Genomic DNA, 23955 nt, shown 5'->3' with positions numbered 1-23955 from the left:
TGTTGGGAGGTTGTTTGTTTGGCTATAAGAGGTCCTAGACGTGAACGTGACGGAAGCATAGTGTATAATAGTCACGTTCCTCTTAAACAACCTGTGGCACAGGCAAAAAGAAAACATAGATTCAGATTTATACTTACGGAGATAGACAAGCCGTTTTTCATTCTTGTAATGGTATTGCTTGTATTCGGACTTCTGATGATGTTTTCTGCAAGCTATGCGTGGGGTCTGAGTGAATATAACGATGGATATTATTATCTGGTGAGCCAGCTCAAGTCTGCCGGACTTGGTCTTCTTCTCATGTTTGCCACGAGCTATCTTGATTATCACTTCTTTCAGAACACTAAGATAGCATATATTGCGTTTATCGCCACATATCTTCTTACGTTTTATACAGCTTTTTTCGGAATAGACGTTGCCGGTGCAAGGCGTTGGATACAAATAGGTCCGATCAGCTTTCAGCCGTCGGAGCTTCTGAAGGTAACGTTCATTATTATTTTCGCATACATAATGTCGGTGAATTATCCTAAGTTCAAGGATTGGAAATTCTGTGTTATACCGTTTACTGTGATAATGGGTGCGGTGGCACTGGTGCTTGTTTTGCAAAGGCATATGTCGGCGGTAATGCTGGTGGGTATCATAGGCGTGTCTATGATGTTCATAAGTGGTATGCCGAAAAAAACCTTCTGGAAATTTATCGGTGTGTGTGCTGTTTTCGGGGTGCTGCTGCTGATATATAAAATGGCGTCAGGCTCAGGCTTTTCTTATATTTCAGATCGTATACAGAGCTGGAAAAATCCTGAATCTGACCCTAGCGGAAAGACCTTCCAGACCTATGAATCTCTATTGTCTATAGGTTCGGGCGGCTGGTTCGGACTGGGATTTGGAGAGTCAAGGCAAAAATACTATCTGCCTGAGTCGCAAAATGACTTCGTTTTCGCTATTATCTGTGAGGAGCTTGGCTTCGTGGGTGCAATGGTAGTGGTACTGCTGTTTGTGCTTTTTATAATCGAGGGCTTCATGATCGCTTCAAGAAGCAAGGATCGTTTTGGTATGCTTCTTGCGGCTGGTATAACAATACAGATAGGCTCGCAGGCGCTTTTCAATATTATGGTAGCCTGCAACGCTTTCCCTAACACGGGTATTTCACTGCCGTTTTTCAGCTACGGTGGTACTGCACTGATGATACAGCTTGCAGAAATGGGTATCATGCTCAACGTTTCACGTCAGTGCATCAAAAAAAAGTAAAGAGGTATTAGTTCTATGCTCAGAGTTTTACTTGCAGGCGGAGGTACGGCAGGTCATGTAAATCCTGCTCTTGCCATTGCGGAGATCATAAAAAAACATTATCCTGACGCTGAGATAAGCTTTGCGGGAAATCCTGAAAAGCTTGAGGCCAGGCTCGTGCCTGCGGCAGGATATAAGTTCTATCCTATAAAGATAGAGGGCTTTCAGAGAAAGCCTAACTGGGTAAATCTCAAAAGAAATATCCATGCGGCAGGGTGTCTTGTAAAGTCAGGAAGCACTGCAAAGAAGATAATAAAGGAAGCAAAGCCTGATCTTGTTATAGGAACCGGAGGATATGTTTCAGGACCTATAGTTAGAAAAGCCGCTAAGATGGGCATAAAGACGGCTATTCACGAGCAGAACGCTTTTCCGGGCGTGACAAACAAGATACTTGCAAAGTCTGCGGACGTTGTTATGCTCACTGTAAAAGAGGCAGAAAAGTATATGCCCGAAAATGCTAAGACGGTGGTGACAGGTCTGCCTGTAAGGGGAGCTTTCAACACCATGTCAAAGTCGGAGGCTAAAAAACAGCTTGGCTTTGATGAAAATGAAATATGTGTGCTTTCAACAGGCGGAAGTCTGGGTGCGAGAGTGCTTAATGAGAATATCGCAAAGCTTTTGAAATGGTATCAGGACAATGATGTTAAGGTGTGTCATATACATTCCTACGGCACTTATCAGGGATATAAGGATTATCCTGAAAAGCTCAGGGCTATGGGTATAGATATCAACAACAGCAGACGTATCATAAAGGATTATATCAATATGCCTGTGGCAATGGCTGCGGCTGACCTTGTTATATCAAGGTGCGGAGCAGCTTCGCTGGCGGAGCTTGAAGCAATGGGCAGAGCTTCTGTGCTTATCCCGTCGCCTATGGTGGCTGAAAATCATCAGTATTATAACGGCATGGTATTGCAAAACGCAGGAGCAGGCTTTGTTATCGAAGAAAAAGACTTAACGGAAAAGCTTTTCATTGATACTGTAAAGGGGCTTATAGAAGACCCTGAGAAGCTCAGACAGTGCTCGGAAAACGCTGCAAAGCTTCATGTTGCCGATACTGAGGACAGGATATTCAAGGCTTTAGAGCCACTTATTAAGGGATAAGGAACGTAAAATTTAAGGGGATAAAATAATGGATAAGAATTACAGACAGTATAACAAGAGGGCTTCAATGGACAGCATTGAAGTGCCTGATGTTGACAAGATAAAAAAGCTGTCAGATAAAAAGTTCAAGGGCAGCGGAGTGAACCGCACTGCCGACGAGATTTTTGACGGAGAAAAGTTCAACAAGGCAGGGGAGTTCGACCGTGCCACAAAGACTTACGATGACCCTACTAAGCACAAGGAAGAGGACGACGAGGACGATTTCCTTGAGGACGCTGCGGCTATGCCTGCGCAGGCGGCGAAAGGTCTTAGCAAGGGAGTAAAGGTGGGAGATTCATATGTAAAGCGTAGCAAGATAATAAAGACAGTTGTGGCTGTTATTATCGTGCTTGCGCTTATGGTGTTCTTCTTCCCACCGCTTTTTTTCAACGACGCAGACAAGAGCGTGGTGAGATATGACGACAACGTGTTCAAAACAATGGGTATGACGGATTTTAAAACATATGCGCTGTCAAATTATTCTGTATACAACGAAGAAGCTTTTGGTTCTGAGTTGAGTTCAAGCTACCGTTTTGCAGATATAGTGTTCAATATCAAAAACCCGTCTCCTTTTGAGATAAAGATACCGCAGTATGAGATCAGCCATGTTTCTTCTGAATATGACAATGCGGTATGCTATGCGACCAGCGTTACAACAAACAGTGACGGCGAGGTCATAGGCGACACTGTTCCTCCGTTTTCCAGCAAGGAGGTCACTGTAAGGATACTTGTGAATATCACTGATATGGACGATAGTACGTTTGACGATTGCGTTACTGGCATGATACTTTCAACTAAGGATATGAAAAAGAAGATAGGCAAGGACTCCTATCTGCCTTGTTTGCCTGCTTTTATGCCTGTTTCAAACGCTACAGAGATATATATCAACAGATAGCTTTAACCTATATGGGCGGTCCTGCATAAGATAAGTCAAAACCTTAAAAGGAGCGACGCTTATGCAACGGCTTATCATTCAGGGAGGAAGCAGGCTGAACGGAGAGATAACCGTTCAGGGAGCAAAAAACGCAGCTCTGCCGCTGCTGGCAGGGTGTGTTCTTATAAACGGAGAGATCAGGCTACATAACTGTCCTGCACTTTCGGACGTATTTGCGGCTTGTCGCATTCTGTCGGTGCTTGGGGCAAGGTGCAGCCGTGAGGACGGCTGTGTTACTGTGGACGCAAGGGGCGCTGTAAAGACCTTTGTGCCAGATGAGCTTATGAGAGAGATGCGTTCGTCTATCGTTTTTCTGGGAGCTGTTCTTGGAAGAACAGGTGAATGCAGGCTGTCATTCCCGGGAGGGTGTGAGCTTGGTCCGAGACCTATAGATATGCACCTGTGCGCACTTAGAAAAATGGGCGTCAGGATAAACGAGGAGTATGGCGTGCTTAGCTGCACCTGCCCGAGAGGGCTTAGAGGGGCTAGGGTAGACCTTTCGTTCCCCTCTGTGGGAGCAACTGAGAACATCATGCTTGCGGCTGTTCTGGCAAAGGGCGACACGGTGATATACAATGCGGCAAGAGAGCCTGAGATATGCGATCTTGCGGAGTTTCTGAACTGCTGCGGTGCAAGGATAAGTGGCGCAGGGGGCGGAACGATAACAATAAGCGGTGTGGAAAAGCTACACGGCTGTGAATACTCTGTCATGCCCGACAGGATAGTTGCGGCGACTTTTATGAGTGCGGCGGCGGCAACAGGCGGTGAGATAGGTCTGCTTGGGGCAAGGGCAGGGGATATCCGTGCGGTCATACCTATATTTGAGCAAATGGGCTGTCAGGTATTTCTATATGAGGACAGGATATTTATAAAAGCACCTAAACAGCTAAAAGCTGTGCGGACGGTGAGGACTATGCCTTACCCGGGATTCCCTACGGACGCTCAGGCGATAGTCACGGCGGCACTTGCTAAGGCAAAAGGCACCAGTGTGGTGGTGGAAAATATTTTTGAAAACCGCTACCGCCATGTTGACGAGCTTGTGAGAATGGGTGCGGATATAAAGACAGAGGGAAAAGTGGCTGTTATCGAGGGCGTGAAGGAGCTTTACGGAGCAAAAGTCCGTGCGCCTGACCTTAGAGGCGGTGCGGCGTTAGCTGTGGCGGCGCTTTCGGCAGAGGGAGAAACATCTCTCACTAATATAAAGCTTATGGACAGGGGCTATGACTGCATTGAAAATGCTTTTACGCTTCTGGGCGGAAACATAAAACGTGTAAATTACTAGCAGTTAGGAAAGAGAAAAATGAACGGAACTTACAAGGAAAACAGAATGAACTCACAGCGGCCTGCGGCACGTCGGCAGACAGTGAATATGCGCAATGTGTATGTTGCCAGCTTTTTTGCGGCTGCGGCGCTGCTGCTGGTGCTGAGTATGTTTTTGTTTTTTAATGTGTCGGAGATAAAAATAGAGGGCGTTACCCTTTACGAGCAGGATCAGATCCTTGGCGTGGGCGGCGTTTCAACGGGACAGAACCTTGTGAGGACGAATACGGATATAGTTGAAAAGCGTTTGAAAGATACTCTTGTGTATCTTGATGATGTCAAGGTCACAAAGAAATTTCCGTCAACACTTGTTATAACCTGCACAGAGGCCGAAAAGGCGGCTGATATCAAGTATAAAAATTCATACTATGTGCTGTCTGCTTCGGGAAAGATACTTGAAACGAAAAATCCAGCTCCGACAGGGGATATACCTGTTGTAAAGGGCTTTGAGCTTAAAAGCCTTAGTCAGGGCGACAAGCTTGCCTCGGAGGATTCATTTAAGGCGGATATCCTTAAAGAGCTTCTGAATGAACTACATGACCTGAAATTTAAAAATATAGATTCTATTGACCTGACCACCCGTTCGGATATCAAGCTTATGTATGACGGCAGGCTTGAAATAAAGCTTGGAAGCTCGGTGGATATGGAATACAAGCTTACATATCTTAAGGCGGTAATTGACAAGAGCATTACTGACGATTACGAGGGTACGCTTATTTACAACGGTGCTGACAGCGGCATTTCGGCTATTCCGAAATCGCAGGACGAGTCGTCAAAGCCTGACGACACAAGCTCTGCAAAGCCAGATGACAGCAGCAGTGCGGTATCGGCTGATACTAATATTGATGACGGCAACACATGGGACGGTGATAACTCATGGTCAGGGGACGATAGCCAAGACTACAGCGACGATACCAACGCATGGGACGGCAATGATGATGCTGACAATGCAGGCACAGATCAGTGGACAAACGAGAACGGAAACACCGACTGGGGATATGATAACGGCGGTGATCAGGGCTATACCGACAATGGATATGCTGACAACGGCTATGTGGACGATCAGACGAACACAGATTGGTAAGGGTCAGGATAACTAATTGTATAGTATACACAAATGAAACTGAAAAATCAGTCGTTTTATTGATAATTAATAAAAAGTTTATAATGGTTTCATTTAAGTTCTTTACTTTTTGACAAAAGTATGATAATATATTATTGTATCTATTTATGTGCATATTCGGCACATAGGCTTTTTTGCATTTTATTTTTGATTTGATAAATTGATATGTAAAAATACGGAGAAGTATGAAAATTCGCTTTTAGGAGGAGTTCTATTATGGGTTACGAGTATGTTGAAGAGCCAGTCGTAGGCGCAAAGATCAAGGTAATCGGTGTCGGTGGCGGCGGTGGAAACGCACTTAACTGTATCGCACAGGCCGGTATCGAGGGAAATGTTGAATATATCGCTGTTAATACTGATATCCAGGCACTGCATAAGTCAGCTGCACACACACAGATCCAGATAGGTGAGAAGCTTACTCACGGTCTGGGCGCAGGTGCAAAGCCTGAGATCGGCGAGGCTTCCGCTCAGGAAAGCAAGGACGAGATCGAGAACGCTATCAAGGACGCTGATATGGTATTCATCACAGCAGGTATGGGCGGTGGAACAGGTACTGGTGCTGCACCTGTAGTTGCTGAGATCGCACAGTCACTTGACAAGCTCACTATCGCAGTTGTTACAAAGCCTTTCAAATTTGAGGGCGCTAAGAAGATGGAGAGAGCAGAGAAGGGTATCGAGGCTCTTATCAAGCACGTTGACGCTCTTATCGTTATCCCTAACCAGAACCTTATCACAAACGAGATGCGCCTCACTATGAAGCAGTCTTATGCTATCGCTGATGAAGTTCTTAAGACAGACGTTATCGCTATCGCTGAGATCATTACAAGACATGATGAGATCAACGTTGACTTCGCTGACGTTACTACTATTCTTAAGGGCGCAGGCAGAGCGCATATTGCTATCGGTCACGGCGAGGGCAAGGATAAGGTACAGGATATCATCAATCAGGTAATTTCTTCTGACCTTCTTGAAACTTCTATCAAGGGTGCGAGAAGACTTATCGTAAACGTTACAATGAGCGAGGATCTCCTTATCAGCGATATGGACGAGCTTACTGCTGCTATAGCAGACGCTGCTGACGATAACGTTGAGATCATCTTCGGTAACGGTACAAATCCTGATACCAAGGACGCTATGGACGTTACTGTTATCGCTGCTGACTTTGTTGACAGAGATGACGTTCCTGAGGCTGCTGCACCAAAGGCTGCGACAACATATACTGCAAATTTTACTCAGAAGGCTGACGACGCAAAGGCTGACGCTGAAGCGATGCACAAGGCTGGCGTTAAGGCTGCTGATAATCCAAATTATTACGACGATATCTTCAATATCTTCAAGAACAAGTAATAATGCTTTCAAAGGCGGATCGGCGTTTACGCTGTCCGCCTTGTTTGAACCAAAATCGGAAAACGTTTACATAATCGAAGAGGTTTTCGTATTCTCAGAAAATTATCATGATATTGAAAAATTTTCGCAAAAGCACTTGAAATCTTACGGAAAATTTGATATAATTATTCTGTGATAAATATGATTTTAAGACATTTTGTATAAATTTCAGTTGCTATTTTGTATGGAATAATGAAATTTTTGAAAACGGCTTAAATCAGTTGAAAAATAACGTGGTTTATTGTATAATAGAGATAATCACTAATGTGGAGGGATTGAAATGGCTAGTAATGGTTATTTAAGAACGGTTAGAGTCGGCGGATTTGATAAGCAGGACGTTCTTGCTTATGTAGACGACCTTACTTCTAAAATTTATACTCTTGAGGCTCAGGTCAATGACCAGAACGAAACTATCGAACGTCTTGAGAAGCAGGGCGGCGCTCAGAAGCAGGACTTCGAGGGCAAGAAAGAACTTGAGAAAAAGGTAGAAGAGGCTAAAAACAAGATAGCCGAGCTTATGGCTAATACTGATACAATGAAGGTTCGTATCGCTGACTATGAGCAGCAGGTAACCGAAAAGGACGCTGAGCTTGAAAAGCAGAAGCAGGAGATCGAGGATCTTAAAGAGAAGCTCGAAACTGCTGAGGCTAATGCCGGCACAGCCACTCCTGCATTCGATCTTGGAAGCGTGTTCATGGAAGCTCAGAACACAGCTAATAAGGTCGTTCAGGAAGCTAAGAAGGCAGCTAAGCAGATGGAAGATGAAGCTAAGCAGCTTCAGGATCAGGTTCTTGCTGACGCAAACGCACAGGCACAGAAGCTTGTTACAAATGCTCAGACAGAGGCTGATACTACACTTCAGACAGCTAAGTCAAGCGCTGCTGCAATGACGGCTGCCGCTAAGCAGGAGGCTGAAGCTGTTACAAGCGCTGCAAACAAGCAGGCTGCCGAGGTAACTTCTAAGGCTAACGCTGAAGCTGAGGCTGTTACATCTAAGGCTAACGCAGAAGCCGCTGACGTAACATCAAAGGCAAATGCTGAGGCTGCAAAGGTAGTAAGCGACGCTAAGAACGAAGCTAAGAACATCAGAGCACAGTCTGCTGATCTGAGAGAGTCTGTTAAGACACAGTTCACAAGTCTGAGCGAAACTGTTCAGCAGCTCGTTACATCACTTAACGATCTGTATGGCAATAGTATCGGTGCTGTAAACACTGCAAGAGATCTTATTGACGATGGTCTTTCTCTTGTAAGCGATGATGACGCTGAATAATAGTTTGTCATGTCGGAAATAAGAAAGGTGCGTTCCGAGGAGCTTAAAGCGGTGAGCGGAGAGCTTAAATGCGGTGACAAGATATTGCTTTCGGGCGTTGTGTACACTGCAAGGGACGCTGCACATAAAAGATTCAATGCTTTGCTTGACCAGGGAAAGGAGCTTCCTATCCCTTTGAAAGACGCTGTTATCTACTATGCCGGACCTACTCCTGCACCTGAGGGAAAGCCTATCGGTTCATGCGGACCGACCACTTCAGGAAGAATGGACAGGTTTGCTCCGAGGCTGCTTGATCTTGGATTGGGCGGAATGATCGGCAAGGGCGAGAGATCACAAGAGGTAAGGGACGCCGTGATAAGAAATGGTGCGGTCTATCTCTGTGCTATAGGCGGTGCGGGCGCACTTGCCTGCAACTGCATAAAGTCTTGTGAGGTAGTGGCTTTTGAGGAACTGGGCTGTGAATCTGTGAAAAAACTTTACGTTGAGGATTTTCCTCTTGTTGTGGCTGACGATTGCCACGGAGGGGATATTTTCAGCGATGGCAGAGCAAAATACTGCCGTGTATAACATCAAAGTTGCGTAAATTGCGGTCAGCCGTGTATTTCGACACGGCTGACTTTTTGTTTGTTGAAAATCACAAGAATACATTCTTAAAACTGTGGTATGTTACAAATATTTTGACAGGGACGGCGGATTTCGTCAATTCTCTTGACTTTTATGGTCTAAAATGGTATTATAACATTACGCAGTGGCGTCAGAATGGGGCTTTGCGGTAATTTCTACGATTAGGTGGGCGGTATTTTTTGAGAGGCGATCGGCAGGATCAGCAGAAAAAGCTTTCAGATGAGCAGCTTGTGCTAAATGCACAGAGTGACAAAACGGCTATCGGTGAGCTTATTGCGAGATATATCTGTACGGTGGAGTTTCTGGCAAAAAAATATGGCGCTGAGGTTCACGAGGATCTTGTCCAAGAGGGGCTTATGGGGCTTCTGGGTGCGGTTAGGACCTATCGTGAAGACAAAAATGCGAAGTTTTCAACTTACGCTACAAAATGTATAAAAAATAAGATCATTTCGTCTGTTCACAGAAATGCACTTCTTTCAGGCGGCGAGGAAGCTGACCTTGAGGCTATTCTTGGCGGCGGTGGCACTGTACCTGAGGAGGTCGTAGTGGAGCGTGAGGAGCTGAATGAGCTTTATGATAAGATCACTTCTGCACTTTCGGAGCAGGAGTGGCAGGTATTTCAATCGTTTTTGAGAGGAATGTCATACAATCAGATAGCATTAGGCTTGGGTACGTCGGAAAAGGCGGTAGACAATGCAATGCAGAGAGTCAGACGGAAATTGAGATCACTGTTGAGATAGGAATATGGCCGTATAGCTTAATAGCAGAGCGTTGTTTATTCAAAGGTGTCGGTGCAAATCCGACTAGGCACAATTTTATGTAATGAGGTAAGAACCATGTACGAAGACAAGACATTAGTATGTAAGGAGTGCGGAAACGAGTTCGTTTTCACAGCAGGCGAGCAGGAGTTCTATGCTGAGAAAGGTTTCGTAAACGAGCCACAGAGATGTAAAGCTTGCAGAGATGCAAGAAAGGCTGCTACAAAGTCTGAAAGACAGACTTACACAGCAACTTGTGCTTCTTGCGGCGGCGAGGCTGTTATTCCTTTCAAGCCAAGAGAGGACAGACCTGTTTACTGCAGCGAGTGTTTCGCTAAGATGAAGGAGCAGGGCTAATTTTTCTGCATAATTGAGCTGCCTTTGGGCGGCTCTTTTTTTTGTTTGTTGTTATTTGATCTGGCGGAAAGCGGAGGGGGTCATGCCCTCGTATCTTTTGAAAAGCTTGCAGAAATAGCTTTCTGAGCAAAAGCCTGTTTCCTCTGCTACCTGCTCGATGCTTTTTTCTGTACCGGTGAGCAGGGCTTTGGCTTCTTGGATACGACGTTTTGCGATGTATTCCATTGGACGCATACTGAGTTTTTTGCGAAAAAGCAGACAAAGGTGCTGTTTAGTTACTCCTGACACACTGCAAAGCTCGTCCATTGTGATAGGGGAAAAATAGTTGTAGTTTATGTAGTCCAGTGCTTTCATAAGGGCGGAGGACACTGCCGTGGCAGGGTCTTTGTAGGCGATAAGGCGGTAAAACTCCATAAGAAAATCATACAAATAGCCAGAGGCTTTGTAATTGCCGAAAATACTGTCGGTTCGCAGAGCATTGTGCATTTTGCGGAAAATATGCTCGAGCATTTTCGTGTCGCTGAGGTGAAAGGTTTTAAGCTCGGTAAGGCCGAACTGGGTAAGGATATCCTTGGCGGCATATCCGCAGGGGACTATCCAGTGGATATCCCATATATCCTCTTCTGGATAGTATTCGTGGGGCGTCTCAGCGGGAATGAATATGGCGGTATCATGTGGTATGGGAATGACTTTATTCTCAAAGATAAGCGTGCCGCTTCCTTTGGTGCAGTAGAGTATCTGGTCATAGTGATAGCCCTCGGGTCTTATAAGGTGATCCTGACAGTGATGATGACCCATATTTTGCAGATATAGTGGCAGGGACTTTTCGTTTCCCAGGATAGGATAATCGGCAAAGAACAAAAATATCAACTCCATATTCATATTGTTATAAATTAATAATATCATTCATTGACTTGCCTGTCAATAGCTGATAAAATAATTACAGTAATTTATAAACTTGTAAAGGAGAACATCTATGGATATTTTAAAGCTTGCGGCGGAAAATTCGCCAAGATCGAAAATGATATATCATGAGGATACTCAGGCGCTGCACATTGGCACGCTTGATAAGCACTGCTATTTTGTGCCGTTTGCAAAGGGGCAGGATCCTTTTGAGGACCGTAAAAATTCTCAGCGAATGGAGCTTTTAAACGGCAACTGGGGTTTTCGTTATTATGACAGCATAATAGACCTAGAGGACGATTTTATTCACGAAAAGTTTGAGAACACTATCCCGGTGCCGTCAAACTGGCAGCTTTACGGCTATGACAAGCCGCAGTATACGAACGTGTGCTATCCAATACCATTTGACCCGCCTTTTGTGCCTGACGATATACCTGTGGGAGTTTATCAGCGTGAATATGATTATTCCCCTGACGGCATGGACAGGGTGCTTGTGTTCGAGGGCGTGGATAGCTGTGTTTATTTGTATGTGAACGACAGCTTTGTGGGATATTCACAGGTTTCTCACGCTACGGCTGAGTTTAATATTACACCATATCTCGCTGAGGGCAGGAATATCATTACTGCCGCTGTGCTGAAATGGTGCGACGGAACTTATCTTGAAGATCAGGACAAGATAAGGCTTTCGGGAATTTTCAGAGATGTTTATGTGCTGTCAAGACCGAAAATGCGTCTTGAAAATTATATCGTGAAAACTATTCTCGGTGAGAATGGCTCTGCAAGGCTGGAGTTTACGGCTTTCGGCTGTGATGTTTCGGCAAAGCTTTGCGATGATGATGGTGTTACAATGGCTCAGTTTTCGGCTTATGACGGTGAGAGCGTTGAGATAAATTTAGAGAATGTCAAGCTTTGGAGTGCTGAAACGCCGTATCTTTACAGGCTTACTATCAATGCAGGCGACGAGGTCATCGGCGAAGAGGTTGGCTTCAGAGATGTAAAGGTGGATAAGGGCGTTGTTAAGATAAACGGCAGGGCAGTGAAGTTCAAGGGTGTAAATCGTCATGACAGCTATCCTGACACGGGATATTATGCTTCTTATGAGCAGATGAAGGCTGACCTTGTGCTTATGAAGAAGCACAACATAAACGCTGTGAGAACGTCACATTATCCTAACTCCCCTGTGTTTTATCAGCTTTGCGACAGGCTGGGGCTTTATGTTATTGATGAAGCGGATCTGGAGTCACATGGCTGTGTGGAGGTCTATTATGACTACAAGTGGGACTATTCAGATTACAACGGCATTGCGATGCTTGCTTGCGATGAGAGGTTTGGCAATGCCATAAAAGATCGTGCGGAATGTCTTGTAAAGCGTGACATCAACCGCCCTTGCGTGGTGTTCTGGTCGCTGGGTAATGAGAGCGGATATGGCAAAAATATGCTCGATGAAGCTGAGCTTATAAAGAGGCTTGATGATACAAGGCTTGTGCATTATGAAAGCACACACTGCCTTGACGGAACTTCCGACAGCGTGCTTGACGTAGTTTCGGGTATGTACTGGGATTTAAACGGGCTGAAAGGCTATCTTGAAAAGCCTGAGGAAAACAGACCTCTTGTGCAGTGTGAATACTGCCACGCCATGGGAAATGGTCCGGGAGATCTGGAGGATTATCACAATGTGTTCTATTCCAACGAGCGTTTCTGCGGTGGCTTTGTGTGGGAGTGGTGCGACCATTCTGTACCGCTTGGTAAAACGGCTGAGGGTAAGATAAAATACGGCTACGGCGGAGATTTTGGGGAAAGACACAATGACAGCAATTTCTGCATGGACGGTCTTGTTTATCCTGACAGAACGCCACACACGGGACTGCTTGAGGTAAAGCAGGTATACAGACCTGTGCGAGTAACAAAAGGGGAAAGCGAGGGAAGCTTTGTTTTTTCAAGCACGCTGGAGTTTGTGAACGCTGGGGATATTCTCGATTGCCGCTATGAGATAACGGACAAAAACGGTATTATACATATTGGCAGGGTGGATTTTGACATCGAGCCTATGGGAAGCACTGTGGTGAATGTTCCCGATGATACAGCGGAGTATGAAAATGAAACATTCATAAGGTTTATTTTCACTGCTAAAGAGGATACCGAATACTGTGAGAAAGGCTATGAGGTATGCTTTGACCAACTGAAAATAGCTGATGGCAGGAAAGCGGTTGTGGAAAAGGCGAAAGCTAAGGTAAAGGCAGAGGAAACTCCACTTTGTATCACTGTGACAGTGGGAGATGTTGTTTACCGCTTTGACAAGCGTAAGTCGGCATTTGTTTCTGTGAAATTCGGCGGCAGAGAACTTCTTGACAGACCTTTGCAGTATAACTTCTTCCGTGCGCCTACGGATAATGATGTCATGAAGTACAATTGGTACAAGGTGCATCTTAATGACTTTGATGTGAAAAGCTACGGCTGTGAGCTTTCAGCGAGCGAGAACAGAGCGGAGATAAGCGTCACACAGTCTTTTGGCTGGTCTATACAACAGCCGTTTTGCAGGCTGAAAGCAGTTTATGTTATTGACGGCAGTGGGCTTGACATAAAATGCGAAGCGGAGTTTTCAAATAAGATAGATATGCTTCCAAGGTTTGGTATAAGGCTTTTCATGCCAAAAGATTTTTCAAGGGCGGAATATTTCGGATATGGTCCTACAGAAAGCTACATTGACAAGCGTCAGGCTTGCTATGTGGGCAAATTTGCGGCTGATATCGGGGATATGCACGAGGATTATATAAGACCGCAGGAAAATTCATCACACTATGGCTGTCGATATCTCACTGTGTGCGGTGGGGACACTAAGGTGAAGTTTACCGCTGACAAGGAGTTTTCATTCAACGCTTCTCAGTTTTCACAGGAGGAGCTTGCGGCAAAGGCACATAACAATGAGCTTGAAAGGTGCGAGAGCAATGTTATCTGCGTTGACTATGCAATGGCAGGGGTAGGTTCTAACTCCTGCGGACCAAGGCTTGCGGAGAAATATCAGCTTGAAAAGCCTTTGATAAATGCACATTTTCATATTCAGATAAGTAAAATATAAAGGAGTTTTTATGGATATCTGTGAAACATACTCAGACAGAAAGCTTTTTTGCAACGATTGGGAATTTTACAAGGCGGCTTTCGGCTCTGACTACTCAGAGGACTTTGCTTTCAAGCCTGTGGACATTCCTCATGATTGGCTTATTTATAATACAAATGACCTATATGAAACTTCTACAGGCTGGTACAGAAAGGCTTTTTCTTACCAAAAGAAAGATGGCATACGCACTTTTATCCGCTTTGACGGAGTTTACATGGACAGCAAGGTGTATGTGAACGGTGCTTTGGCAGGGGAGTGGAAATACGGCTACTCGGCATTTATGTTCGATATCACCGACCTTGTCAAGGACGGAGAGAACATTATTACTGTCCGTGTGGATCACCACTCGCCAAACTCCAGGTGGTATTCGGGAGCAGGTATTTTCAGAAAGGTTTGGCTTTGCGAAAGCCCTGAGATACGCTTCGGCAATGACGGTATTTATATCACCACGTCAAAGCAAGAGGACGGCTGGCAGGTGACTGTGAAGGCTGAGATGCTCCGACCGGAGGGCGCACCTCTTGGGGGAATCCGCATCAGGAACACTATTTTTGACAAGAACGGCAAAGAGGTGGCAAGCTATGAGTCTGACGCTTGTGGGGCGGATATTTCCTGCATACCTGAGGCGGTGCGTGTGAAAGGCGTGAGCTATTCTCTCACCGCTCAGACCATGACAGTGAAAGACCCTGAGCTTTGGGATATCACTTCCCCTGTGCTTTACACCATGGTGTCGGAAATTCTTGTGGACGGCGGCTGTGTTCAGCGTGTAAGTCAGAAATTCGGCTTCAGGACTATCAAATTCAAGTGTGACAGCGGTTTTTATCTCAATGGCAGACACGTTAAGCTCCACGGCTCATGTGAACACCATGACAACGGCTGTCTTGGGGCAGTTTCCAATCCTGCGGCTATAAGGAGAAGATTTAAAAAACTACGCAAAATGGGCATCAACGCTATCAGAACTTCTCACAATATGCCTGCGGAGGAGTTTATGGACATCGCTGACGAAACAGGTATGCTCATTCTCTCTGAGGGCTTTGATATGTGGGAGAGGTCAAAGACCGACTATGACTATGCTAGATTTTTTGATGAGTGGGTGGAAAAGGACGTTGCTTCATGGGTGCGCCGTGACAGAAACCGCCCTTCTATTATAGGCTGGAGTGTGGGAAATGAGATTTTTGACACTCACGCTGACGAGAGAGGTCAGGAGGTAACGGCATGGCTCAAAAGGCTTGTGAAACTTCATGACCCTGAGGGCAACGGCTATGTTACATTCGGCTCGAACTATATGCAGTGGGAGAACGGTCAGAAATGCGCTGATATTCTCAAGCTTGCAGGCTATAACTACGGTGAAAGACTTTACGAGGAACACCACGCCGCTCACCCTGACTGGATGATATACGGAAGCGAAACGGCTTCTGTTGTTCAGAGCCGTGGAATTTATCATTTTCCGTTGTCTGAAACCTTGCTAACTGACGATGACGAGCAGTGTTCATCTTTGGGCAATAGCTGCACAGGCTGGGGAGCAAAAAACACGGAGGCTTGCATTATCCCTGACCGTGACGCAGAATATTGTGCAGGTCAGTTCATTTGGACAGGCTTTGACTACATAGGCGAGCCTACTCCATACAGCACGAAAAACTCATACTTTGGTCAGTTCGACACAGCAGGCTTTGCAAAAGACAGCGCATATGTTTTCCGTGCAGAGTGGACAGACTATAAGGCTGAGCCATTCGTGCATATTTTCCCATACTGGGATTTCAGCGACGGACTGCCTTGTGACGTGAGAGTTTGCTCAAATGCTCCGAGAGTTGAGCTTTTCAAGGACGGCGTTTCAATGGGGGCATATGATATAGACCACAAGCATGGCAAGGAGCTGACAGCGAACTATGTCATACCATATGAAAAGGGCGAGCTTAAAGCCGTTGCATATGACGAGAATGGAAATATCATCGCAGAGGATATCCAGCGTTCATTCGGGGACGCTGTTAGAATAGAAGCTGTCCCTGACAAGACAGAGATACTTGCAGACGGCTCTGACCTTGTATATATTGAAATATCCGCATTTGATAAGGACGGCACTTTCTGCGCAAATGCCAACAACCGTGTGAACGTCAGCGTTGAGGGTGCGGCAAGGCTTATGGGTCTTGATAACGGCGACAGCACTGACTATGACCAGTATAAAGGCACATCACGCAGACTTTTCTCAGGAAAAATGCTTGCTGTTATTGGTTCGACTGACAAGACCGGCGAGATAAAGGTAACGCTCGCATCAAAGGGTCTGCCTGACTGTGTTGTTACCCTTGATGCTGTTAAGGCGGAATATGACAGCGGCACATCATCGCTTGAAAACGTGGGCTTTGCTCCTACCGAATGCGGCAGGACAGACGAGATACCTGTGAGAAAGATAGAGCTTTATACTGATACTTTTACTCTTGACAAGGATAACCCTGAGATAACAGTGAGATATAAGGCGCTTCCTGCCAATTCGGATTATGCTGAGGATATAGAGTTCAGGGTGACAAATGAAAAGGGCATAACATCTAATCTTGCAGAGTGCGAGGTAACAGCAGACAGCATTAAGGTGAAAGCAAAGGGTGACGGAAGCTTCTGGCTTCGTGCAATGTGCAAAAACGGCACTGAGCGTTATCACATCATATCTATGCTCAAATTCACTGCTGAGGGTCTTGGAAACGCACTTACCGACCCATATCAGTTTGTTATCGGCGGACTATTCACAAGGGCGAGCGACAACGTTTCAAGCGGCATGAAGAAGGGTGTAGGCTTTGCCATGGGCAAGGTAACATCATGGGCGGCATATGATAATCTTGACTTCGGCAGTGCAGGCTCTGACACTGTTACGGTGCAGATATGGGCGAACACCCTTGACCCTGTTAAAATAAGCTTCTATGACGGAATACCTGACGAGGGCGGCAAGCTTCTTGGCACGTTTTGTTATCACAAAGAGCCTGAGTGGATGATCTTCAAGCCTGAAACTTTCAAGCTTTCAAGAAAGCTCAAGGGTATTGAGACCCTTTGTATCCTTACTGAGGACGGTTTCCAAGTGGGCGGTTTTAACTTTGAAAAGGAGAGCCGTGAATTTGCGGTGAATAATGCGGCTGATGCTGACAACATTTATGGTGACAAGTTCACAAAGGGCGAAAAGTGTGTGACCGAGATAGGCAACAACGTTATGCTTGATTTCGGCGAGTTCGATTTCTCTGAAAAACAGCCGAGCAGGCTCGTTATAAGCGGAAAGTCACCGCTTGCCCTCAACAGCATACATCTTATCCTGAACGGCAGTGATGGCGAAAACCGAATACTCTGCGAGTTCAGGACAGATGACAGCGAAAATTATGCTCAGAAGAGCTTTGATATCTCAGGTATCAGCGGCAAACAGAAGGTCTCATTTGCGTTCCTGCCGGGAAGCAACTTTGACTTTGAATATTTCAGATTTGAGTAATAAAAACGCTCCGTACAGATTTTGTACGGAGCGTTTGCTAGTTCTGAAAGTTTATTATCTCGTTGGTTATCATAGGGTAGGCAATAAGCTTGGCGGAGTCAAGGTCTTCTTTGTGCATATCAACAGCGGATATCTGATGTCCGTTGTAGGTGGTATAATAGTAAATGCCCTTTTCAGTATTGCAGCAGCTTGTATAAATGGTTATCTCATACTTGCTCTCTGCCACCTCGCAGCAGCCTCTTTGCTGGTCAACTGAGTTTAAAATGTGGAAGAACTGGCTCACACTGCTTTGCTCGTCAGGGGCGGAGCGTGAGTTCATTTTCACAAATGCTACTCTTATAAATCTTGACTGCGAGGACAGGTCACCCGGAAGTCCCATTGCACCCATGCCACGGCTGTAGGAAGTAAGGTCCAGCTTATCAGAGAATGTGTTTTCAGGCTGTTTAGGGGAAAGTCCACGGAAATCGTTGAGCCTGAACATCTGCATATCAAACGGTGGATTGTTCGTCAGCACTCCCACGGGATCGTTATAGACGTTTATGCTTTCTTTTACAGATTCCACTACGATACAATCGTTCTTGTCTGCTATTATCCAATGGAGCTGACCTGACGGCATTTGCGGGCTGAACTGAGTTTTGGTTATGTTTATCTTTTCTATAAGCGTCCTTGCTTCTGTCACGTTTGCACACTGACAGAGTATCCATGGGATAAACTCGAACTGTGCAACGTTGTCCCTGCCGTCGATATCATCACGGTAAAAGGCATTGCCAACAAAGTTAAGACCTGCCATGGCAAGACCCTTTTCGTTGGCGGCGTCATAGAAAAGAGGATAATCCTGAGCAACATGAGCTGTGCCTATTACCGCATAATGGGTAGCTATCCTGCCCATATTAACAAAGTTAAGGGGAAAGTTTCTTGGCATTATGACTATTTCCTCGCCGTAGGAGCTTTCATAGTCAAGAGTTCTTCCAAAGTAAAAATCGTTCGTTTTATAAGTTGCCGCAGTACACATTTTGTTACCTCCGTTATCAATTATATTATTTTTGTAGGGGCGAACACTGTTCGCCCGCCTACAGACAAAGCTATCAGCAGGACATATCTCATATTTAATATAACACTTTTTAATAATAAAATCAATGGCGTTGACTTATGTTAAAAAAATTGTTATAATAATGGTAACAACGCATAATGATAGTGTTTTGTTGTCCTAAGATGATAAATGAAAGGAGCGAAACGGAGTTGACGTGGAACAATGTAAAGAAAATAGCAGGCAGAGTGGTGGCGGTGATAGTTCCTGTGGCGATGCAGTTTTTGTGGTATCTTCTCATACTTAAATGGCTCAGCAAGGCGGCAGGGCTTCTCAGCATCGTGCTTACTGTGCTGTCATTTCTGTTTGTGCTTTATATCAACACAAAGCGTGAGGAGAGCAGCTACAAGACCCTTTGGCTTATTGTGATACTTACTTTTCCCGTGCTTGGTGCAGTTATGTATATAATTTTTGGCAATAACAATACTGCGAAAAAGCTTGAAAAGAATATCACAAAGGCAAGGCTTCACATGGACTATGAGCTTTCTGACGGGGAAAAGTGCATAGGGGAGCTTGAACGTGAGGACAAAAGGCTTGCTCAATCGGTGAAAAGGATAAGCGACGCAACGGGATTTCCTATGGTGAAGCTTGACAGCGCAGAGTATTTTTCCGTGGGCGAGGAAATGTTCGCTGATATGTGCAAGGAGCTTGAAAAGGCTGAGAAATATATTTTTGCGGAGTATTTTATTTTGCAAAACGGCAAGTTCCTTAACACTGTTGTGGATATCATGGCGAAAAAGGCGGCTCAGGGCGTTGACGTCAGGATAATGTATGACGACCTTGGAAGTATCGCAACATATTCTCTTGCAGACGCTTTGAAGCTTGGTGAGAAAGGTATAAAATGTGTGCCTTTCAATCCGTTCCTTTTTATAAAATCACAGCTCAACAACCGTGACCACAGAAAAATAATGGTGGTGGACGGCAGAGTTGCATACAGCGGCGGAATAAATCTTTCGGACGAGTATATAAACATAGGCTCGAAATATGGTCACTGGAAAGATATCGGCTTTAAGATAACAGGCGAGGGCGTAAAAAGCTACACCTATATGTTTATGGAGTTCTGGAACGCTTTTTCAAATGACATGATACCTCATGAACTTGTGGGAGAGAGCTTTGAAAAAGAGGGCAAGGGTGGCGACGGCTATGTTTTGCCTTATTATGATTCCCCTATGGTGGACGAAAATGTGAGCAACACGTTTTTTTCTGAGATGCTCTATGCCGCAAGCGATTATGTGTGGTTCTACACACCGTATCTTATGCTTGGTGACAGCCTTTTTGACGCTTTTATAAGGGCGGCTAAACGTGGGGTCGACGTGCGTATCATAATGCCCGGTATCGCTGACAAAAAGGTGGTTTTCAGGCTTTCGAGAAGCTATTATCGTCAGCTTATCGAGGCAGGGGTAAAGATATATGAATACACGCCGGGATTTGTTCATGCAAAGGGCTGTATATGCGATGACAAGCTTGCGGTGCTTGGTTCGGTAAATCTTGACTATAGAAGTCTTTTCCTGCATTTTGAGTGCAGCTCCATATTCTTTGATTCATCTATAATAAAGACCTTTAAGGCGGACATTCTGGACACTCAGAGCAAGTGCAGACAGCGCACGCTTGAGGACACAAAGCGTGGTTTCTTTGGACGGCTCATTGACGGCGTGCTAAGGATATTTGCACCGTTGCTTTAACAGCTTTTTAATATTAAAATAAGATTTTGGGTGTTGATAGATCTTTGCTAAAATGGTATAATGTCGAAGGACTAATATAATACGGAGGTGAATAAAGTGGCAAACAGCGACAGTTGCGGGTCTAACGGGCGATTATGTATATATGTGAACACAGCCGACGGGCTTCGCTTTGCGTTGCCGTTTTATTCGTTGTGATCTGATATATCTGCCCGTGTGTGACCTGTCATGCACGGGCATTTTTATGCCTGTTTGTCCCTCACGTCATAAAAAAATGAAACGGAGGACAAGCAAATGAAGAAAAATGAACTGAACAAAAATGTAATTTTAAACGAGGACGCAGTAAAGAACATTCACTGCGACGAGATAACCGCTGTCATCAACAGCAATGATTCCCCGAAAGCCATGATGAACAAGCTTGACGATTATCATGGCAGTGATATCGCAGAGGTAATAAGTACGTTTTCTGTTCTCAACAGAAAGAAATTCTACCGTGTGTGCAGTCTTGAAATGCTGGCAGAGATATTTGAATATCTTGACGAAAAGCAGGCAGGGGAGTATCTGAGAGAAATGGATATCCACAAGGCTTCGGAGCTTATATCGGAGCTGGACACTGATACAGCGGTGAATATTCTGTCTGAAACAGATAAGGACAGGAGAAGCCTTATTATAGACGCTGTTGCACCTGATGTACGCAGTGAACTCAAGCTTATCGCTTCATTTGATGAGGAAGAGATAGGAAGCAGAATGACTACGAACTGCATTATCATTGACGAAGACATGACTGTAAAGCAGGCAATGAATGCTCTTGTTAGTCAGGCGAGAAAAAATGACAACATCTCAACGCTGTTCGTGGTGGACGAAAATAAGGTTTTCAGCGGAGCTATAGATCTGAAGGATCTTATCACGGCTGACAGCGAGGTGGAGCTTGAGAGCATAACGGCAACTTCTTTTCCATATGTTTACGCCAACGAGCAGACTGCCGATTGTATCGAAAAGCTGAAGGATTATTCAGAGTATATCATACCTGTGCTTGACGATTCAAACAGGCTGCTGGGAGTTATCACAGCGCAAAACATCATCGAGGCATCAGATGATGAAATGGGCGAGGATTATGCAAAGCTTGGTGGTCTTTCTGCAGAGGAAGATCTTAACGAGCCTGTGTTGCAGAGTGTGAAAAAGAGATTGCCTTGGCTGCTTGTGCTGTTGGGACTTGGCATGGTGGTGTCCACAGTGGTGGGAGCGTTTGAGAAAGTTGTTGCACAGCTCACTCTTATTGTGGCGTTCCAATCGCTGATACTTGACATGGCAGGAAATGTTGGTACACAATCCCTTGCAGTGACTATCCGTGTGCTTACAGACGGAGGCCTTACTGCAAAGCAGAAGCTTCACCTTGTGTCAAAAGAAATGCGAGTTGGACTTCTAAACGGCACTCTTATAGGCGTGCTGTCGTTCATAGCAGTGGGGCTGTATATTTTCTTCTTCAAGGGCAAGGGGCTGGTATACTCTTTTGCAATGTCGGGCTGTATAGGCATTTCACTTATACTTGCCATAATAGTATCCAGTGCAGTGGGAACGCTCACACCGCTTTTCTTCAAGAAAATAAAGATAGACCCTGCCGTTGCGTCAGGCCCTATGATAACCACGCTGAACGATCTGGTGGCAGTTGTGGCTTACTATGGAACTAGCTGGATATTCCTGCTGAATGTTTTGAAGCTGGGGTAGAAAAAAATAGAATAAGATAAAAAAGCCGATCGCATCCATTTGGGTGCGGTTGGCTTTTTCAGGTTTGGCTATTAGATACAAGGTAATGTCTATCTTATTGAATAATTTTGCATTTGGAGTTTTCTTCAATTTCTGAAAAGACCTTTTTTGATCGATTATTGAATCATAGTATGACTTCCTTATTTCTTTGACCAAAACTAATTTGTTATTCTCAATTTTTTTGAATTGATAAATGCCATAGATCTTATGGTTGAAAAGCAAGAGTGAACCATACGTTACAAAGAAAATAGCGGATATTAATATGTTTGCTAATACCAATTTATTTTAGTCTTACACTATAAATAATAGCGAAAGTAGTCGTTTCGTGCATCATATTGTTGATTTATATTTGAATTTTTGTAGCTTTAACTAAATTGAATGGCTCAATCATGTTAGTTTTATACAAGTATAAATCGCAAAATGTATTATAATTTCGGGTTATAAGTTTATTTGTTGGTATCTTGAAAAGTATGTCAATATGTGTTATGCTTAGTAACATAAGTAACTCAGGGGGGAATCAAATGTTAGCTGTATGTATGACCTTGATAGACAACGATAAGGATCAGACGTCTTTTGAAGATTTTTATTACAGAAATCGTCAGATAGCCTATGCTTTTGCATACAAGATCTTGAATAATTCTGCGCTGGCAGAAGAGGCTTGTGCAAATGCTTTTTTCAGCATCGCAAAATGTTTTAAAAAAATTCACAATTATTCTTTGCACGATATGGACGCATATCTTATTAGAACTATTAGAAACGCCTGTTATGCGATCTACAATAAGGAAAATCAAAATCCAACATCGTCTATATTTGATCTTAAGGTGGAAGATGAGCCGAGTGAGGATTTTTATGATGATATTGACTTAGATCTGCTTATAGATGCGGTAAGAAAGCTGGATGATAAACTAAAGTCTGTGATAGCATATAAGGTTTATTATGATCTGACTGCTGATGAGATCGCACAGATCATGGGCATTTCTAAGAGAACGGTATTTAATTATCTGAACAAAGCCAAAAGACAAATTTTAGATTTGATCGGTGGTGATCGTTTTGAATGATAAGTTAAGACGGGCAATAAAAACAGGCATAATTGATGAAGACTATAAGGATTATTTGGCTGTTGAGAAAATTCCACATGATTTTTCGGAAAAATATGAGCAGAGAATTGGCGAGCTGATAAAAACTAACAGAAAAAGCGGTCACAGACATATAAAGATCACTCTAAGATTTGCTGCGGCGATAATAGCTGCGGTGCTTGCAGTCGGCTCTGTGACAGTCGCCGCCGTACCGCCGCTGCGTGAATGGTTTGTTGGAGTTTTTGTACAGGATAATAATAGAAACGCTGAAATAACGCATATAAAAGATAATTCTTTGGACGATTTTAGCATTTATAATTTTGTTAAGTATGTACCGACATTCGTACCTAGCGAATTTGAAATCAAATCTGTTGTCACTACCGATACAAGGCATGAAATACATTATATATCAGGCGATAAATACATAAACTATTCGCAAAGTTCTTTGACAGTGTCTAATCAGGTAGATACCGAAAATATGAAGACTGAATGGGTAGATATTAATGGCAAAAAAGCATTCATTTCATATGACAGTGAATATACAATAATTGCATGGACAGATGGAACTTATGCTTTTGAAATAGACGGTAATTTGTGCAAAGATGACATAATTCGTATGGCAAATTCAGTTAAGTCTACGAATTAAAAATTTGTGATTTATTGCGAAACGAGAAA

18 protein-coding genes are annotated in these 23955 nt (G+C 44.3%); 16 read left to right on the top strand and 2 right to left on the bottom strand.

Annotated elements, in window-relative coordinates:
* The first annotated feature begins 18 nt into the window (after positions 1–18).
* The 10 genes from AB5123_RS04080 to AB5123_RS04035 all read left to right on the top strand — a co-directional run bounded on the left by AB5123_RS04080 (position 19) and on the right by AB5123_RS04035 (position 10199).
* A complete protein-coding gene (locus AB5123_RS04080) occupies positions 19–1245 on the top strand; it encodes an FtsW/RodA/SpoVE family cell cycle protein (RefSeq protein WP_117892250.1) in 1227 nt (408 codons plus the stop codon).
* A gap of 15 nt (positions 1246–1260) precedes the next feature.
* On the top strand, positions 1261–2388 hold the full coding sequence (murG, locus tag AB5123_RS04075; RefSeq protein WP_117892253.1) for an undecaprenyldiphospho-muramoylpentapeptide beta-N-acetylglucosaminyltransferase: 1128 nt from the start codon (positions 1261–1263) through the stop codon (positions 2386–2388).
* 28 nt (positions 2389–2416) lie between these two features.
* Positions 2417–3322 (top strand): hypothetical protein, encoded by a 906-nt coding sequence (locus tag AB5123_RS04070; RefSeq protein WP_368364542.1) that lies wholly within the window; start codon positions 2417–2419, stop codon positions 3320–3322.
* A gap of 61 nt (positions 3323–3383) precedes the next feature.
* Complete coding sequence (gene murA, locus AB5123_RS04065; RefSeq protein ID WP_038670541.1) at positions 3384–4643, top strand: UDP-N-acetylglucosamine 1-carboxyvinyltransferase; 1260 nt, start codon at positions 3384–3386, stop codon at positions 4641–4643.
* Positions 4644–4661: 18 nt separating this feature from the next.
* The gene (locus AB5123_RS04060; RefSeq protein WP_347512603.1) at positions 4662–5765 is read left to right on the top strand and encodes an FtsQ-type POTRA domain-containing protein; all 1104 of its coding nucleotides are present in this window, start codon (positions 4662–4664) and stop codon (positions 5763–5765) included.
* 255 nt (positions 5766–6020) lie between these two features.
* The gene (gene ftsZ / locus AB5123_RS04055; protein WP_022288359.1) at positions 6021–7151 is read left to right on the top strand and encodes a cell division protein FtsZ; all 1131 of its coding nucleotides are present in this window, start codon (positions 6021–6023) and stop codon (positions 7149–7151) included.
* Positions 7152–7470: 319 nt separating this feature from the next.
* Positions 7471–8460, top strand: coding sequence for a hypothetical protein (locus AB5123_RS04050; RefSeq protein WP_022288360.1), 990 nt, complete (start codon positions 7471–7473; stop codon positions 8458–8460).
* Positions 8461–8469: 9 nt separating this feature from the next.
* On the top strand, positions 8470–9027 hold the full coding sequence (locus AB5123_RS04045) for a FumA C-terminus/TtdB family hydratase beta subunit (RefSeq protein ID WP_046440302.1): 558 nt from the start codon (positions 8470–8472) through the stop codon (positions 9025–9027).
* A gap of 236 nt (positions 9028–9263) precedes the next feature.
* Positions 9264–9824 (top strand): sigma-70 family RNA polymerase sigma factor, encoded by a 561-nt coding sequence (locus AB5123_RS04040; protein ID WP_046440300.1) that lies wholly within the window; start codon positions 9264–9266, stop codon positions 9822–9824.
* A gap of 96 nt (positions 9825–9920) precedes the next feature.
* Positions 9921–10199, top strand: coding sequence for a zinc-ribbon domain containing protein (locus AB5123_RS04035; RefSeq protein ID WP_022288363.1), 279 nt, complete (start codon positions 9921–9923; stop codon positions 10197–10199).
* A 51-nt stretch (positions 10200–10250) separates the two neighbouring features.
* Here the strand turns inward: AB5123_RS04035 and AB5123_RS04030 are convergent, their stop codons facing one another.
* Positions 10251–11060, bottom strand: a complete 810-nt coding sequence (locus tag AB5123_RS04030) for an AraC family transcriptional regulator (RefSeq protein WP_337811953.1) — start codon at positions 11058–11060, stop codon at positions 10251–10253.
* 115 nt (positions 11061–11175) lie between these two features.
* Here AB5123_RS04030 and AB5123_RS04025 point away from each other — a divergent pair, with 115 nt between their 5' ends.
* Complete coding sequence (locus tag AB5123_RS04025) at positions 11176–14178, top strand: glycoside hydrolase family 2 TIM barrel-domain containing protein (protein ID WP_368364541.1); 3003 nt, start codon at positions 11176–11178, stop codon at positions 14176–14178.
* A 10-nt stretch (positions 14179–14188) separates the two neighbouring features.
* Positions 14189–17674, top strand: coding sequence for a sugar-binding domain-containing protein (locus AB5123_RS04020; protein ID WP_347503510.1), 3486 nt, complete (start codon positions 14189–14191; stop codon positions 17672–17674).
* A 37-nt stretch (positions 17675–17711) separates the two neighbouring features.
* Here AB5123_RS04020 and bsh read toward each other — a convergent pair whose 3' ends face one another.
* A complete protein-coding gene (gene bsh, locus AB5123_RS04015; RefSeq protein ID WP_337811950.1) occupies positions 17712–18686 on the bottom strand; it encodes a choloylglycine hydrolase in 975 nt (324 codons plus the stop codon).
* A gap of 227 nt (positions 18687–18913) precedes the next feature.
* Between bsh and cls the strand changes: the two genes are divergently transcribed.
* The 4 genes from cls to AB5123_RS03995 all read left to right on the top strand — a co-directional run bounded on the left by cls (position 18914) and on the right by AB5123_RS03995 (position 23926).
* Complete coding sequence (gene cls, locus AB5123_RS04010) at positions 18914–20443, top strand: cardiolipin synthase (protein ID WP_368364540.1); 1530 nt, start codon at positions 18914–18916, stop codon at positions 20441–20443.
* Between the two features lie 291 nt (positions 20444–20734).
* Positions 20735–22165, top strand: coding sequence for a magnesium transporter (gene mgtE, locus AB5123_RS04005; protein ID WP_337812380.1), 1431 nt, complete (start codon positions 20735–20737; stop codon positions 22163–22165).
* 560 nt (positions 22166–22725) lie between these two features.
* The gene (locus AB5123_RS04000; protein WP_022288371.1) at positions 22726–23262 is read left to right on the top strand and encodes an RNA polymerase sigma factor; all 537 of its coding nucleotides are present in this window, start codon (positions 22726–22728) and stop codon (positions 23260–23262) included.
* Positions 23255–23926, top strand: coding sequence for a DUF4367 domain-containing protein (locus AB5123_RS03995; RefSeq protein WP_270759428.1), 672 nt, complete (start codon positions 23255–23257; stop codon positions 23924–23926). Before AB5123_RS04000 ends, AB5123_RS03995 begins: the two co-directional genes overlap by 8 nt.
* The last annotated feature ends 29 nt before the right edge of the window (positions 23927–23955 follow it).

Source organism: Ruminococcus sp. RTP21204st1_B2_RTP21204_210225, assembly GCF_040914135.1.
In the GTDB taxonomy this organism is placed as follows: Bacteria; Bacillota; Clostridia; order Oscillospirales; family Ruminococcaceae; genus Hominimerdicola; species Hominimerdicola aceti.
Note: the sequence above shows the minus strand (reverse complement) of the source record. Positions and strands in the feature narration are given on the sequence as shown.